This window comes from Clostridium sp. UMB9555A (genome assembly GCF_030222355.1).
Lineage (GTDB): Bacteria > Bacillota > Clostridia > Clostridiales > Clostridiaceae > Sarcina > Sarcina perfringens.
The window spans coordinates 256,354-273,482 of sequence record NZ_JASORQ010000002.1 but is presented as its reverse complement, the minus strand read 5'-3'; the positions used below and the strand labels follow the sequence as shown (position 1 = coordinate 273,482).

The following is a 17,129-nucleotide window of genomic DNA, read 5'->3' as shown; positions in this document are numbered from 1 at the left end:
TTATGATTTGGCCTCCTATTTATTGTGAGAAAGTTTTGATCTTTTAGTATATTTTTTACCATTTGAATGGGAACCTTTTTTATGACCATTTTCAATTCCTATTTCAGAACCAGCTTCTGAATACATTTTTCTTTTCTCAGCATTTGATTTAGGCCTATCTTTTAACCTGTTTTTATTATTATCCACCTTTTATTACCTCCTTAATATTTAGCTATGTTTTTATTTAATATTGACTTTTATTAAAATGCCATTAAAGCAGAGCTTAATTATGGTTTAAAAATCAATATAGGTTTAAGATTTTAAATCTTGATAATAGCTTATCCATTTATATATTTCATATAACAGGCAAAAGGGTGAATTATATACGTTTTTTGGTAATAATAAAAAAGGCATGTATTAAAATAATTTTTAATAAAACTTACAAATATATTTTCATAGACATTATCTTCATAATACTTGTAAGTTTTATTTTTATATTTTCATACAGCCCATTATTTTGCTATTTAAACTTTATACATGTAGGAGATGGAATAAATATATCATTTTTAAAAAGTTTTAGTGTTCCATCTGGATTTTTAAGATAAATTGTTAGGTTATCTGATTTTTCATTTGCAATGATTAAGAACTTATTACATGGACTGATTTCAAAATCCCTAGGGAAATCACCATGTGAACTATAGTGATTTATAAGTGATAAAGAACCAGTTTCCTCATTTATTTTAAAGGCTGATATTCCATTAAAGCCTCTGTTAGAAACGTATAGAAATTTATTACAAGGACTTATTTTTATTGCAGAACCAAAATTTTGTCCTCCAAAGCCATTAGGAAGTACATGAATATACTGAACTAATTTAAATCCTTCTTCTCCTAAATATTTCAATATAATGATTTCAGAACTATTTTCACATATAACATATGCAAACTTTCCATTCTTTGAAAATTCTATATGTCTTGGACCGCATCCTTTAGTACAATAAAAACTTAGATTTTCAATGTAACTTAAGGTGTTATTAGAATTGATTTTAAAAAGTTCTATTCTATCCATACCTAAATTTACAGCACATATAAATTTATTATCTGGAGTTATTGATGCAAAATGCATTTTTGAATCATCTTTATGAGAAAATGAACTTAATGAAGTATCTATATCAAAATTCTCATTTAATGAATAGGTATTAATTGATTTTTCATGATAATTACTTGAAACTATTAAGGATTTATCAGGGATTATATTAATATGACAAGGTTTTTTACCTTGAAGTAAACTAGCACCTGTTAATTTTAATGAATAATCCTCTTCTATATTATAAGAAGCAACACCACCTAGTGTATCTAGAGAAAATGGGTTCCCAACTGTATATAGTTTATTGTTATGTATGCACAAATAAGTAGGATTACCAAATCTAGCTACTAAGGATAAATCTTCAATATTTCCTTTATCAGTATCTAGACATAATCTATAGATACCTTCACTAGCCCCATTTGTGTAAGTACCTATATATGCAATAGATTTGTTCATTTTTAAAGCCCCCTCTGACTTGAGTATATTGTTAATTTTACGTTTTATTTGTATGATATAAGATATATTAACAATTTTTATAAATAATATTAAAGATTAAATATTATTTGTTATACCATATAAAACAAAAATAGTAAAGAATATAAAAGAAAAAACATATATAAATTTTAATGTTTAGATTTTTTTAATGGAGGACAAGGATGAAAAAGACTATTGGTATATTAGCTCATGTTGATGGAGGAAAAACCACTTTTTCTGAGCAACTTTTATATCATACAAAAAGTATAAGAAATAGGGGGAGAGTTGATCATAAGAATTCTTATTTAGATAATAATGAAATAGAGAGAGATAGAGGGATAACTATATATTCTGAGGTAGGTAAATTTTCTATAGAAAATCAAGAATATTATCTTATAGATACTCCAGGGCATATAGATTTTTCACCAGAAATGGAAAGAGCTATTAGTGTTTTAGATTATGCTATTTTGATTATAAGTGCAGTAGAAGGGGTTCAGGGACATAGTGAAACAATATGGGAATTATTAAATAAGTATAAGGTTCCTACTTTTATTTTCATAAATAAGATTGATAGAGAAGGAGCAGAAGTAAATAAGGTTATAAATGAAATGAAACACAAACTTAGTGAAGATATTATTTTCTTTTCAAGTAAATTAGAGGATGAGACTATAGAAGAAGTAGTTGAAAGAGATGAAGACTTACTAAACTTATATTTAGAAGGAATTTTAAGTGAAGAAGAATTATTAAATAAAATACCAAGTATGATAAAGGAACTTAAAATTTTTCCTTGCTTATGTGGTTCTGCTTTACTAGATGAGGGAGTAGAAGATTTTATAAGGTGGTTTCATAAATTATCATTTACTAACTATGAGGAATCGGAAGATTCTTTTAAAGGAAGAGTTTTTAAAGTAAGACATGATGAAAAGGGAAATAGATTAACCTTTATAAAAGCTCTAAGTGGAACTTTAAGAACTAAGGAAGAATTGACATATTTAAAAGAAGGAAAAGAGTCTTTAGAGAAAGTAAATGAAATTAGAATATATAATGGAAGTAAATATGAACTTGTAAATGAAGTTAAGGCAGGAGATATATTTGCAGTGGTAGGAGTTAAAGGACTAAAATCTGGTGATGGGATTGGTATAGAAAATATTGATTCATATGATATGGTTCCCACTTTGAAGTCTAAGGTTGTTTATAGAGAAGGGTTAAATCCAAAGGAAGTACTTTCATGGTTTAAAATCTTAGAAAGTGAAGAGAGTACTTTAAGTGTATCTTGGGATGAAAGATTAAAAGAAATTCATGTTAATATTATGGGAAAAGTTCAATTGGAAGTTCTTAAAGAAGTTATGAAAAATAGATTTAATGAAGAAATAGAATTTGGAACTCCAGAGATATTATATAAGGAAACATTAAATGAAGAAGTAATAGGATATGGCCATTTTGAGCCTTTAGGACATTATAGTGAGGTTCACTTAAAAATTGAGCCTTTGGAAAGAAATTCAGGAATAGTATTTGAAAATAAGTGCCATGCAGATGATCTTACAGTTGGAAATCAAAATTTAATAAGGACTCATATATTTGAATGTGAGCATAAGGGAATATTAACAGGTTCGCCTATTACGGATCTTAAAATAACCTTATTAACAGGAAGAGCTCACAATAAACATACAAGTGGTGGAGATTTTAGAGAAGCTACAAAGAGAGCTTTAAGACAGGGATTAGAAAGTGGAGAAAATAAACTTTTAGAGCCCTATTATAAGTTTAAAATAGATGTGGATCTTAACCTAATAGGAAGAGTAATGAATGATATACAAAAGATGCATGGAGAGTTTAAGGATCCAATTATAGATGGAGAGAAAGCAACTATAGAAGGAAAGGGGCCTGTTTCTACATTTATAAATTATGGTATGGAGTTTCAGTCGTTTACTAAGGGAAAGGGAGGACTTTCTCTTAAGTTTCATGGGTATGATTTATGTCACAATGAAGAGGATATTATTGAAAAGGTGGCATATGATAGAAATGCAGACATTGATTATACTTCTACTTCTATATTTTGTTCAAAGGGTCAAGCTTATTTAGTTAAAGGAGAAGAGGCAAAAGAACATATGCATTGTTTAGTTTAGATAAATTTTGTTTTTAATATCCCTTTTTATAATCTTAAAAAAATATATGAAATTAAAATTTAGCTAAATTATATTCATTAGACAAAAATATGTAGCTTAGTTATAATTTATAGAGAAAGTTTAAACTATTTAAGATGAATTAATTTTCTATGAGGTGAAGAAATGGAATTAGTAAATATTTATGATGAATATAGAGAAGTAAATAAAAATTATGTGGATTTTATAGAGGAACTAGTAAATAAAAATTTTGAAGGATTCAGTGAAGATTTTGTAATGGGCAATCTAGAAAATTTTCAAAATTCCATTGGAGATTTAAAAGTAAAGGCTGATGACCTTCAGGTTGAGGAAGAAAATAAAGATAATTTAAAGGATTTAAAATATTTAATTGTTGATACATTATTCCTTACCTTTGATTTAAATAACTTTTATAAGCTTAAAGAATTTGAAAGATTTAAAATGAGATTTGCAAATTATGTTAATAAAAGAAGAAGAGATGAGATGTTAAAATCTTTTTAGGATAAAAATAATAGGGCTTTTATCAAGAAATAACAATAAAACTTACAAACAATATGAAAAAATACTGTTTGTAAGTTTTATGAAAAGTTATTTTGATGAAAGTCCTTTATTTATAAACACGTTTTAGAGTAGTGTGTTCAGTAGATCCTAATATTAAAGGAACATTTTCAATTTCAATTTCACTAGATTCAAGGCCGAACCATTTAGCTGGAGAAACTGTGAATTTTTTTATGAAAAGCTTAGCTTTAATTATCATTGAATTCCATGATTTAAGCTTGCTTTCTGATGATAAACATTCATTTATAAGAATAAATCTGAAATCTCCTACATTTCTGTTAGGAAGTGTAGTGTACTTTCTATTTTGAACCTTAATATCACCATTATTTATAAGTTCACACACTATTTGACGTAAAAATACATTTAGTTTTTGGTTAACCCTAAAACCAAGTTTAAGTTGCACCTTAACCATATAATCAGTACCAAATGTATTTACAGTATATTCAGCTGTATAAGGTTCATCAGTTACAATTACATTTACAAACCAATATACATCCGCTCTCTTAGGCCTTTTATCTAAAATAGAGTACATTATTTTTCTTTCTATTCTTTTAGATTTTTCTGAACTTGTTAAATAAACAAGATTTGTTGCATATTTAGGTCTATCTACATCATTCTTTAATTCCTTTAATTGATTTTTATAATTTTCAATAGGAATATAGTCTAATAGACTCATTTTTATATAATGACCTTTTATCCATATATACATTATGCTTAAAATACATAAAGCTATTAATACTGAAACAAAACCACCTTTTTCGAATTTGACTGCACTTGAAATTAAGAATGAAAATTCTAAAGAGCCAAAGAAGACTAGTATAATTAGTGCAATTGGTAATGGAGTTTTTCTTTTTAATAGATAATTGAATAAAAGTATGGATGTCATAAGCATTGTTACAGTTATTGATAATCCATAAGCTGCTTCCATATTATCTGAACTTCTAAAATATAAAACTATAGCTATACAAGCTATCCAAAGTATTCTGTTTATAGCTGGCATGTAAATTTGTCCCTTAGAATTAGAAGGATAAAGACATTGTAATCTAGGGAATAAATTTAATTTAATAGCTTCTGAAACTAAGGTATATGAACCTGAAATTAAAGCTTGCGATGCTATAATAGCAGCTAATGTAGAAATTAAAACTCCAAATAGTAAAAGCCAACTAGGCATCATTTGAAAAAATGGATTTAAGCTTTCAATTCCATATAATTTAGTATTATTTTTCTGAGATAATATCCAAGCAGCTTGACCAAAATAATTTAATAGTAAGCATATTTTAACTAAAGGCCAAGTAAGATAGATATTTTTTCTACCAACATGACCAAGATCAGAGTACAAAGCTTCAGCTCCAGTTGTTGATAAAAATACTCCTCCAAGAATAAAAAAACCTAAATGATTATTTGTACTAAATAAAATTTTTACTGCATAATGAGGAGAAAGTGCTTTTAAAAGATATAAATTTCCTGATAAATTTACAATTCCTAATATGGCTAAAAATGCAAACCAAATAAACATAACTGGTCCAAAGATTTTACCTATTATTTCTGTACCAAAATGTTGAATAAAGAATAAAAAACTTAGTATTATTAGTACAATGATTATAATAATATCTTGATTATTTCCAAATATATTATTAAAACTAGGTAAGATTTTTAAACCTTCAATGGATGAAGTAACAGTTACTGCAGGGGTTAGCATTCCATCAGCTAGCAGAGCAGAACCTCCTACCATGGCAGGTATAATAAGCCACTTAGCACGGCGACGAACTAAGGTATAAAGAGAAAATATACCTCCTTCTCCTTTATTATCGGCTTTTAAGGTTATAAGAACATACTTTATTGTTGTTAATAAAGTCATAGTCCAAAAAATAAGAGATAATACTCCAAGGATAAAATCAGGAGTAATGCTTTCTAAACCTCCATTGCCATTTATTATTGATTTCATAACATAAAGAGGAGAAGTCCCAATATCTCCATAAACAACTCCTAAGGCTATTAAAAAGCTTCCTAAAGTAATTTTTTCAATAGAACTTTTATTAGTACTCATATCTATTCTTCCTTTATTATCATAAGTTAATTATTAAGTTTAAAATATTAATAAATTATTAACGTGTACACATAAAATTAAAATCTAATAAAATTTATACTAGCACCATTATGAAATGATGTAAAGTTATAAATTAAAAAGAAATTAGTTCTATTTTATTAAAACATTTACATTAGAAAGTTTATTAAAAAATACATAAGTTTTTTGAAAAAATTATAATGAATTCCTGATGAGTATTAAAGTAATCTAGTAAAATAAAAGGGGCTGTATCAAAATAACTTTTGATACACGCCCATTGTATTGATAACTTTAAATTTAATCTATTTTGTAGTTGTTGGAGGAGTGAATACTCTTGCAGCTAATTCATCATCCATCATATATAAGGCAGCAGGATTACCTTCAGATCTTCTAACTTTTTTTAATAATGAGTGGAAGTTGTTTTCTTCTTCAACTTGTTCATCTATAAACCATTTAAGTAAACTCATAGTTGCATGTTCTTTTTCTTCAAAAGCAACATCTGCAAGACCATATATTTTACTAGTTACTAATTGTTCATGTTCATAACCTTTTTCAAAGGCTTCAATTATATTTGCAAAATTAAATTTAGGTTTATCTATTTGTTCTAATTCAACAACGCCATTTTTTTGGAATATATAATCGTAAAATTTCATTGCATGGAATAATTCTTCTTGAGCTTGAACTCTAAAAAAGTTAGCGAAACCGCTTAAGTCAACTGATTCAGCATAAGCAGCCATAGCTAAATAAGTATATGATGAATAGAATTCAAAATTAACTTGTTCATTAAGTCTTTGTAATAAATTTTCACTTAACATATATGTACACCTCTTTTTATTATTTCTATAAAATAATTGTAGTCTTAAAAAGAAAATTAAGCAAACTAATTTATAAAAATTATTAACAGAAATTATTATTCTATTAATAATAGATGGCAGTATCTTAAGATTACTTTATAATACTTAAATTATGTAATTTTTTCTTCAGATGGAAGTAATCCCATATATTTTTTATAGGTTTTTGAAAAATAAGATAAGTTATTAAAACCGCTTTTATAAGCACTTTCAGATATAGTATATCCATTATAGAGGATTAAATTTCTAGCATTAATACATCTAATATGATTAATATAATCTAAAATAGTTTGCCCTGTTACCTCCTTAAAGGTACGACAGGTATAATATTTACTAAAAGCAACATGGTTACATATATGATCAATTGAGATTTCTTCTTTATAGTTTTCTTTTAGATAGTTTATTATTTCTCTTACCATTAGTATTTTATTATTATCTTTTATTTTTATTAATGATGAGTTTTTTTCAACATGGTTTCTCTTAATATGAATTAAAATTTGAAGTATATCTGATTTTATAAATTCTTTAAAATAATCATTTTTATTATTTATTTCTCTATTTATTTCCTCAATCTTGGTCTTTAAAAAGGAATCTTTAACTAAGTTTTTAAATCTAAAATTATCAAAATCATTTAAATTATCATTAAGTAAATCTTTATCTATAATAAGGCAGTAATATTTACAGGAATCAGATATTTTTTCTATGGAATGAAGTTCCTTTGAATTAATTATTATAATATCATCAGCTTTAGCTTGAAGTATTTTATTATTACAAACAATCTTAGCATGTCCATCTAAAAAGTAGAGAAGTTCTATGTTTTCATGATAATGCATTAAAAAACTAGGTCTATTTTTATTTAAAATATCACAATGAAATATTACTGGGAAATTAGGATCCCTATGAAAGTGATTTTCATATATGTAATTACTCATAATTCCTCCTATATAAAAAGCAATATTGTGTTAAATAACAGCAAAATACTTACTTAAATAAATAAAATTATTTTATATAATAATAGTAAACATTTAAATTGTTTATTACCATTATGAGCAAATTTTTGTATAAAGTAAAGGATTATTAGGGGGAAGAGAAATGCATTTAATACCAAGACCAAAAAGTGTAATTAATTATGAAGGTGAATTTTTTATAGAAAGAGATACTGAAATTATATTAAGTAGTGAATTATCCTTTGAAGATTTAAATTTAGCAATTATGATTCAAGAGGAAATAGAAAAAGTATTAGATCTTAAACTTAACATAAATAAACTTTTTATGGACAAGAAATATAGTAACTCAATAATTTTAAGAGAATGCAAATTTGAAAATGAAGAGGAATATAAAATAGAAATAAAGGAGAATGAGGTAATAATAGAAGGGTCTGGTGCTGGATTATTCTATGGATGTCAGAGCTTTAGACAGCTTGTAAGAGAGTTTGGAGCATGTATTCCAAATTTAACAATAGAAGATTCACCATATTTTAAATATCGTGGATTTTATCACGATGTAACAAGGGGAATGGTACCAACCTTAGATACATTAAAAAGCTTAGTTGATAAGGCAGCTTTTTATAAAATAAATCAGTTGCAACTATATATAGAGCATACCTTTGCTTTTAAGGGAATGAGCGAAGTTTGGATGGACAAGGATCCTTTAACAGCAGAGGAAATATTGATTTTAGACAAGTATTGCAAAGAGAGACATGTGGAACTTGTACCATCATTATCAACCTTTGGTCATCTATATGAAGCTTTAAGAAGTAAATCCTTTAGAGAACTTTGTGAATTAGAAATAGGAGATGAAGAATATTCTTTTGTAGATAGAATGGCACATCATACCTTAGATGTTACTAATCCTAAAAGCTTAGACTTTGTTGAATCAATGCTTTTAGAATTTATTCCTTTATTTAGTTCAGATAAGTTTAATATTTGCTGTGATGAAACCTTTGATTTAGGAAAAGGAAAGAGTAGAGAGAAGGCTGAAAAATTAGGGGTAGGTAAAATATATACAGAGTTTTTAAATAAGGTATACAACATTGTAAAAAGGTTCAATAAAAATGTTATGTTCTGGGGAGATATAATAGTTGGATATCCAGAGCTTCTAAGTGATATACCAGAGGATTTAACTTGTTTAACTTGGAACTATCATCCACAGGCTAATGATGTAGCCACAAAAATTATAGCAGAGCATAATAAAGTACAATATGTTTGCCCTGGTGTAGGTGGATGGAATATGATGATGAATCTTATAGAAGGTTCTTTTAGTAATATAAGAAGAATGGTTAACCACGGAATGAAATATGGAGCTATAGGTGTTTTAAATACAAACTGGGGAGACTATGGAAATATAAATCTATTAGCTAATTCAATGCCATCTATGATTTATGGAGCAGGAATTTCATGGAATCCAAAGGAAGAGGAGTTTAATGAAATCTTTAAGTCTATAGCCCTTATGGAATTTGGTGATCAATCTATGAAGGTGGTATCTTTAATGGATAAGCTTTCTAAAAATCAAGTTGCAGGTTGGGGAGAACTTGTTAGATGGAAAGAAAAGTTTAATGAAAGAGAAGAAACCAAGGAAGAAATTAAGAGTATAGATACTTTAAAAGTTTTTGAGGGATATAAGGTTGCTTCAGAGGTAAGAAGAGAGTTTATTAAATTACTTAAAAATACAGAGGATAAAGAAGCTATTCAAAGCTTTATTGTGTCTTCAAAGGGATGGGAGCTTATAGATAAATTCTTCATGGTATTACTTGAAAGAGAGTTTAATAAAAAAAGTTTATTAGATATAGATAAAAAAGACTTAGCTAAGGATTTAGAGCTTTGGTTTTATGATTACACATCAATATGGAGAAAATATAATAAAGAAAGCGAGCTTAATAGAATAAGAGAAGTTATAGTATATATGTGCTCATATTTAAGGGGTTAAGAGGATTTTTAAAGGCTAAACAAATATAAAATTAAAGAGTATAATAAATTATAAAGTAATATTTACTTTGTTGATAACTTTATTTTTATACTAATAGAATGAAAGAAGGTAATAATTATGAATTATTGGCAAATATCAGCAGAGATAGGTAACACAAATTTAATAGATATATTCTTTGATTTAGGAGTAGCAATTGTTGGCCCTGGAGACAAAGGAGATTATTTTGACAATAAAGAAGAGTACGATATCTTAGGAAAAGAGGGAATAGTTATAAAGAGATTTGCTGAAGAAGTTAAGGTAGGAGATGTACTTATTTTAAAACAGATAAATTCAAGGGATGGAAGCTTTACTATTGTAGCAGCTGGTAAAGTAACAAGTCCATATAGATTTGAACCTGTATTTAACAAAGTAGGACTAGATGAATTACCTATGCAACACTGTAGAAGGGTAAAATGGTATATTCCTACTGATGGTTTAGTAATAGATAAAGAAGGGTTAAGTATTGGATTACAAAAGCTTAAGGATGATAGCCCACTAAAAATAAAAGCTCAAGAATTTATGAATGAATTAAAGGATGAAAATTAAAAATTAATTATAAAAATTAAAAACCAAGCTTTAGCTTGGTTTTTTAGTTTGATGTTTATAAATTTCCATAATGTTTTTATAATTATTATTTATAAATTATTTTAATGAAGTTTAATTTTATTAAGGCTTCAATTTATCAAAGTAGTCAAGAGATTCAATATCATCTACTTGAAGTATTGTATCAGCTAACCATTTATCCTCTTTTCTTATAAACTTCCAGAATTCTTCAAATGAATTTGCTGTTGAATAATCACCATCAATTATGCAATTATTTTCTTCATTTATAGTGTAATCAATCATTTTAGCCCTTAATAAAACCCAAATAAAATCCTCTCCATTTTCATCATTTTCTACTGCTAATATAGGGGTTACACTCTTTAATTCCACATCAGATAAGATGTTCTTTTCCTTCTTTAAAAGCATCCAATTCATTTTTACAGTATGAGTATCAAAAAAGTTATCTGTCATTAAATGTTTTACAGGTGAATAATCCCTATTCATCCAAGCCTCTTGAATTAGAGGAAAGGATTCTTCAATCTGAGTTTCTATTTCATAGAAATTCCATGCTGGATTTTCAATCTCAAAGTCTTTTAGAGTAGACATAGCTTCTCTTTTTTTAGAATAAACTTTATATCTAGATACACTTCCGTTTTTCACAAACAAGAAATTTATTCCTATGAATGAACCTAATATTAAGAAGTCAATCATATTTCCATAAGGGGAGCTTGAGCTGCTTCCATGAGAGCTATGTGAAGAAGAGCCTCCTCCCCCACCACCGCCGCCACCTCCACCACCACCGCCTCCGCCGCCCCCACCACCGCCGGCACGACAAAGAACTGTTGTGGATGGAATTAAAAATAATAGAACTAACATTATACTTAAAATCTTTCTTAAATTTTTCATTTATTGTCCTCCTTACTCCTATAGAGTATTAATTACTACAATATTTAACAAAATCCTTCTTTTTTTATTAAATATTATTTGTTAAATGAAAATTTAAGAAAATTAATAACTTTTTATTATTCCTCTTTTTGTTTAGGTACTAATCTTACTCTAAATATAAGGGCTTTAAGTGCTTTCCAGTCAAGAGGAATAAGAGGATAAAGATAGGAATCACCAGTTAAAGTTTTATTGCTTGTAATTAAAACTATTCCTATTATTAATCCTACAAAAAATCCTATTACATTGAATAGGCTTGTTAATATGAGTAGGAGAGTTCTCCAAAATTTTAAGGCATAGCTAAGTTCTAAACTAGGTTGAGAAAAGCTTCCTAGTGTAACTATGGCCATATATAATATGGTTTGTGGTAAAAACCACCCAGTATCTACAGCAAATTGACCAAGTATTAATCCACCAATAACAGATAAGGACATACCAAGGGCATTTGGCGTATTTAAAGAGGCAAGTTTTAATCCATCTACTGCAACTTCAAGAAGTAAAAATTGAACTATCAATGGAACTTTATATCCATCAACAGGCAATAAAAATTTTAAGTAATCAGGTATTCTATAGGCATTTTGGATTAAAAGTAAATAAAGTGGTGTTATAAAAATAGTAGAAATTAGTATAAAATTTCTTATTAAACGAATAAAATTACCTGTTATTACAGGAAGGTAATAATCATCAACATCCTGTATAAAATCAAAGATAGTAGTTGGTAAAATTATAACAGAAGGAGAGTTGTCTATAATAATAACTATCTTTCCCTCAGTTATATGGGCAGCTGCAACATCAGGCCTTTCTGTGTATCTAACCTTAGGGAATGGATTATACCATGAGGCATTTGAAAGAGATTCAACAAGGCTTTGTTCGCTCATGGTTAATGCTTGTATATCTAAGTTTTCAAATTTCTTTTTTATTAGATTAAGAGTTTTTTTATCAACTACCTCGTCTAAAAATGATATAACCACATCTGTTTTTGATACATTTCCGATAGACATCATTTCAAAGGTAAGTCTAGGATCTCTTATTCTTCTTCTTATTAATGCAGTGTTAAATACAATGGTCTCTACAAAGCCATCCCTAGAACCCCTTAATACTTTTTCAGTTTCTGGTTCTTGAGGTCCTCTAACTGGATAGGTTCTTAAATCTATCATTATTGCACTGGAGAATCCTTCTAAAATTAATGCTGTCTGTCCACAGAGAACTTGAGATACTATTTTATCTATTGATACTTCTTCAGCTACTTCTACATAGGGAATTTGTCTTCTCATAAAATCCTTAGGTGATTTTATTAAGTTCATTTCAGTTTTGCTTAAGGAAAAGAAGTCACTCATGATTAATTCCATTATGTCATCTTTTACAAATCCATCAATATAATACATTGTGGCTTTTTTATCCCCAATTATTATTGAACGTTCGATTATATCAAAACTTTTCCCAACCCTTAAAGCTTTAGATAAAGTATTTATATTTTTATCAAAATTTGATGTTAAGTCCAAAAAAATTCCTCCTTAGTAAATAATATAAACTTATTATTTCAAATGAGAATAAATAATATTCCTATAATAATTTTATAGTTTAGTATTCTTATAATAAAAAAACTTACAAACATATTTAGAAAATTAATAGATTTTCCTAAGAATTTAAATTCAAAAGCTTATCTATATAATTTTCATATTGTTTGTAAGTTTTATAAAAAAGTTATTTTAATAAACTAATCTTTTAAAAATGTACCTGTACTAATAATAGTAATGCTGCAAAGGCTGCTATAATTCCCATTAAAGGCATAATAAATTTCAGCCATTTATTATAGGTTACATCAACCATAGCAAGGGTAGCTAGAATTAATCCTGTTGGAGTTATAAAGGAGATTAATCCTTGACCAAATTGGTAAGCACTAACTATAACATCCCTTGGTAAACCAACTGTATCTGCAAGTGGTGCCATTATTGGAATTGATAAAACAGCAAGACCAGATGAAGATGGAATAAAGAATCCTAAGATTGTGAATATAACAAGCATTAATATTATAAATATATTTTTATCCATACCTTGAATTCCATTTGAGGATACATAAAGTAAAGTATCTGATATTTTACCATTTTCAAGTATTAAGTTTATAGATCTTGCAACACCTATAACTAAAGCAACTCCTACTAAATCAGCAGCACCAGCTATAAATGTATTAACAAATTTCTTTTCTCCAAGTCCTGAAAGGAATCCTAAAATTATTCCAACTACAAGGAATAGAGCAGTCATTTGTATAAATCCCCATCCTTTAGCTGAAACTCCATAAACTAAAATTATAAATGAACCAGCGAAGATTAAAAGCATAAGTTTAAGTCTCCAAGTAAATACTGGCACATCATTATTAGATTCATGAAGGAATTTAGAATCTATTTCATCTTTTTGGTCATATACAAGAGATTTAGAAGGATCATTTTTAACTTTTTTAGCATATCTAAGTATATAAATTATTGTTATAAGTGTAGCTAAAACTAATCCTATCATCCTAAAATCAAGGCCTTCTTTAAAGCTTATTCCAGCAGCTGTTGAAGCTATTACTGAAGAAAATGGGTTTACAGTTGAGAACATTGTTCCTATAGATGAACCCATGTATATTGTGGCTATACAAACTATAGCATCATAACCAGAAGCTAGGAAGATTGGGAGCAGAATTGGATAAAGAGCAATGGTTTCTTCTGCCAATCCAAAAGTAGTACCACCAAGAGAAATAAGTATTGATAATAATATTATAAGTATATATTCTTTTCCCTTAGTTATTTTAGAAAGGCTAGCAATTCCAGCATTAAATGCTCCAGTTGTATTTAAAACCCCTATTACTCCACCAATTATTAGAACGAACATAATTATATCTATAGTGTCATAAGTTCCTTGAATAGGAGCTTGTATTATTTGAGCAATACCTTGCGGATTTTGCGCAACCTTTTCATAAGTGTTTGGTATAGCTATTGGTTTACTTATACTTCCGTCAGTAAATTTACTTAAGTCTATTTTTATACCAAGTTCATCTAAGGTATTTTGGGTTGCAGCTTCCTTAGTGCTTTCCCCTTGAGGATTTGTAACAATAAACATATTTTCAGCTTCATTATAAGATAACTTTGAATATGACCCTGCTGGAATCAAATAAGTTAAAACAGCTGATAAGATTAAAACAATAAATAATACAGTAAAGGCTGTAGGAAATGAAATTTTTTTCTTTTTACTCATTTTTTTTACCTCCTCTTAAGCTTTTTTATGTTGATAAAGTTTACAATTAATAATATTAATAAATAAACTTTATCAATTAAATAATTATATTATTTTAATTATACTCTTTTGTAATTTGGTGGTAAAATCAGAAAAAATTATTAAAATAATGAATTAGTGATTAAACAAATATATATATACTATTAATTAACTTTAAATGAAATAATTTGAACTTGACTTAATGTGAAATTTAATGTAGAAAATATATTTAATATATTATGTTATCATATTTTTACATAATTAAAATAAATTTAATGTATTGTTTTAAAGTTCCAAAGTGAATATAATAAAGATTAAATAAGGGAAATAATGTTTTAATTTGAAAATAGTTGATTTCATAACTTAAAGGGGAGTTATATTATATGAAGGATTTTAATTTTGAAGAAATATTAAAATCATGTCCTATGGAGTATATTTATGGGAAACTAGATGATAAAGACTTTAATGATTTATTTGTAATTAAATCTAGCATAAAAGAATTTAATAGTAAGTTATTAAGTGAAGTACTAGGTAGTGATATAGATTTTAAAACTATATTTAGTATAAGCAATATTGAGGGAGAAGGACATTATAAAGATTTAAAGGAAAACCTTAGTTTAAAGTTTCTTAATAATGATTATGTGATTATTTGGTTTAGTAAATATTTATTGGAGAAACATAATAAACTAGAATTTAATCTAAAAAAAGAAAAAGACATGTTAGATTTATTTTTAGATTCTTTAACAGATTATGTATTTTTTAAGGACATTGATGGAAGATATATAAATTGTAATAAAGCTTTTGAAAATAAAGTTGGAATTGAGAAAAAATATATAATTGGAAAAACTGATAAAGATATATTTTTTGATGATCCACGCAAGGTAGAAACATTTTTAAAAACAGATAAAGAAGTTATTAATTCAAGGGAAAAGAAAGTTTATGGTGAAGAATGGGGATTTGAATGTGAAGAGGGATATTTAGAAGAGACTGTAAAATCTCCTTATTTTGATGAAAACAATGAAATTAAGGGTATAATTGGACTAACAAGAGATATTTCTTATAAAAAAGCTATAGAGCATAGACTTAAGAAAAATGATAAGATGTTTTTTGAAGTTCTTAATTACTTAGATGATGTTGTAATTATAAAAGAAGGAGAAAAAACTATTTATGTAAATCATGCTTTTGAAAAATTATATGGATTAAATTGTAAAGAAGTATATAAAGAGAGAAGCATGATTGTAAAATTAGATAGAATTCATCCTGAAGATAGATATAAATTTAATAATATTGATTTTGGGGATTTTTTTATGGAGAAGGCTAGAATCGTTAGGGCAGACAATGAAGTTAGAAATGTTTTATTTAGAGCAAACTCTATAAAAAATGAAAATGGAGAATCTATAAGGAGAATCATAGTTATAAATGATATTACAGATACTATAGAAAAAAATAATGAGATGGAAAAGCTTAGAATGGAGTTCTTTGCAAATATATCTCATGAATTTAAGACACCTGTAAATTTAATATACAGTGCACTTCAACTTTTAGAATTAAAATTGAAAAATTATATGGATGGAGATGAAAATAGTTATATTAATTATATAAAAGTGGCACAACAGAATGTTTTTAGACTGTTAAAGCTAATAAACAATTTAATAGATAGCACAAAATTAGAAGCTGGCTTTTTTAATATTAATATTAAAAATCATGATATAGTAAGTTGTGTGGAAGATATAACAATGTCTATATGCGAATTTGCTGAAAAAAATAAAATTTCCATAACCTTTGATACAGAAGAGGAAGAAAAAATAATTGCTTTTGATTTGAATCATTTAGAAAGGGTATTATTAAATATTTTATCAAATTCTATAAAGTTTAATCGAGAGAATGGCAGTATAGATGTAACTATGAGTTTTGATGAAAAATATGTAAATATAAGTATTAAAGATACAGGAATCGGCATACCAAAGGATAAAATAGATTTGCTTTTTAATAGATTTAAGAAAATAAATAATAGGCTAACCAAGGTTAATGAAGGAAGTGGAATAGGACTTTTTATAGCTAATGAACTTGTGAAAATTAATGGGGGAGAAATGATGGTTAATAGTGAACTAGGAGAAGGAACAGAGTTTATAGTAAAACTTCCAATTAAAAAGATTGCAACTGAAACTTTAGAGGAGATAGCCTTAACATCCTGTGAAAGAGAAAACAGAGAAGAACTTTACAAAGTAGAGTTATCAGATATTTATAGTCTTTAGAATAAAAGCTGTATCAATTGATAC

General features: G+C 27.2%; 13 protein-coding genes. 5 read left to right on the top strand and 8 right to left on the bottom strand.

What is annotated here, in order from left to right:
* Positions 1-15: 15 nt before the first annotated feature.
* Together QP548_RS06435 and QP548_RS06430 are read right to left on the bottom strand one after the other, a co-directional pair.
* Entirely contained in the window at positions 16-186 is a 171-nt protein-coding gene (locus QP548_RS06435; protein WP_003448694.1) for a hypothetical protein, read from the bottom strand.
* A 313-nt stretch (positions 187-499) separates the two neighbouring features.
* On the bottom strand, positions 500-1,519 hold the full coding sequence (locus QP548_RS06430) for a lactonase family protein (protein ID WP_061427623.1): 1,020 nt from the start codon (positions 1,517-1,519) through the stop codon (positions 500-502).
* 200 nt (positions 1,520-1,719) lie between these two features.
* Here QP548_RS06430 and QP548_RS06425 point away from each other — a divergent pair, with 200 nt between their 5' ends.
* Both QP548_RS06425 and QP548_RS06420 read left to right on the top strand, forming a co-directional pair.
* Complete coding sequence (locus QP548_RS06425) at positions 1,720-3,660, top strand: elongation factor G (RefSeq protein WP_061427625.1); 1,941 nt, start codon at positions 1,720-1,722, stop codon at positions 3,658-3,660.
* Positions 3,661-3,822: 162 nt separating this feature from the next.
* A complete protein-coding gene (locus tag QP548_RS06420; RefSeq protein ID WP_003456301.1) occupies positions 3,823-4,176 on the top strand; it encodes a hypothetical protein in 354 nt (117 codons plus the stop codon).
* Between the two features lie 106 nt (positions 4,177-4,282).
* Here the strand turns inward: QP548_RS06420 and QP548_RS06415 are convergent, their stop codons facing one another.
* The 3 genes from QP548_RS06415 to QP548_RS06405 form a co-directional block, all read right to left on the bottom strand.
* Positions 4,283-6,280, bottom strand: a complete 1,998-nt coding sequence (locus QP548_RS06415) for a KUP/HAK/KT family potassium transporter (RefSeq protein ID WP_061427627.1) — start codon at positions 6,278-6,280, stop codon at positions 4,283-4,285.
* A 320-nt stretch (positions 6,281-6,600) separates the two neighbouring features.
* Positions 6,601-7,113 carry a ferritin gene (locus QP548_RS06410; RefSeq protein ID WP_003448431.1) on the bottom strand — a complete coding sequence of 171 codons (513 nt, stop codon included), beginning with the start codon at positions 7,111-7,113 and terminating at the stop codon, positions 6,601-6,603.
* A gap of 149 nt (positions 7,114-7,262) precedes the next feature.
* Positions 7,263-8,081, bottom strand: coding sequence for an AraC family transcriptional regulator (locus QP548_RS06405; protein WP_061427629.1), 819 nt, complete (start codon positions 8,079-8,081; stop codon positions 7,263-7,265).
* A 160-nt stretch (positions 8,082-8,241) separates the two neighbouring features.
* On the opposite strand from QP548_RS06405, the gene QP548_RS06400 reads away from it, so the two are divergent.
* Together QP548_RS06400 and QP548_RS06395 are read left to right on the top strand one after the other, a co-directional pair.
* Complete coding sequence (locus QP548_RS06400) at positions 8,242-10,074, top strand: beta-N-acetylhexosaminidase (RefSeq protein ID WP_061427631.1); 1,833 nt, start codon at positions 8,242-8,244, stop codon at positions 10,072-10,074.
* A gap of 117 nt (positions 10,075-10,191) precedes the next feature.
* Complete coding sequence (locus QP548_RS06395; RefSeq protein WP_003448417.1) at positions 10,192-10,659, top strand: hypothetical protein; 468 nt, start codon at positions 10,192-10,194, stop codon at positions 10,657-10,659.
* Between the two features lie 120 nt (positions 10,660-10,779).
* Here the strand turns inward: QP548_RS06395 and QP548_RS06390 are convergent, their stop codons facing one another.
* The 3 genes from QP548_RS06390 to QP548_RS06380 all read right to left on the bottom strand — a co-directional run bounded on the left by QP548_RS06390 (position 10,780) and on the right by QP548_RS06380 (position 14,832).
* Positions 10,780-11,562, bottom strand: a complete 783-nt coding sequence (locus QP548_RS06390) for a Tim44 domain-containing protein (protein ID WP_061427633.1) — start codon at positions 11,560-11,562, stop codon at positions 10,780-10,782.
* A gap of 116 nt (positions 11,563-11,678) precedes the next feature.
* Entirely contained in the window at positions 11,679-13,100 is a 1,422-nt protein-coding gene (locus QP548_RS06385) for a spore germination protein (RefSeq protein WP_061427636.1), read from the bottom strand.
* A 223-nt stretch (positions 13,101-13,323) separates the two neighbouring features.
* The gene (locus QP548_RS06380) at positions 13,324-14,832 is read right to left on the bottom strand and encodes a YfcC family protein (protein WP_061427638.1); all 1,509 of its coding nucleotides are present in this window, start codon (positions 14,830-14,832) and stop codon (positions 13,324-13,326) included.
* A 401-nt stretch (positions 14,833-15,233) separates the two neighbouring features.
* Between QP548_RS06380 and QP548_RS06375 the strand changes: the two genes are divergently transcribed.
* Positions 15,234-17,105 carry a sensor histidine kinase gene (locus QP548_RS06375; protein ID WP_061427640.1) on the top strand — a complete coding sequence of 624 codons (1,872 nt, stop codon included), beginning with the start codon at positions 15,234-15,236 and terminating at the stop codon, positions 17,103-17,105.
* Positions 17,106-17,129: the final 24 nt, after the last annotated feature.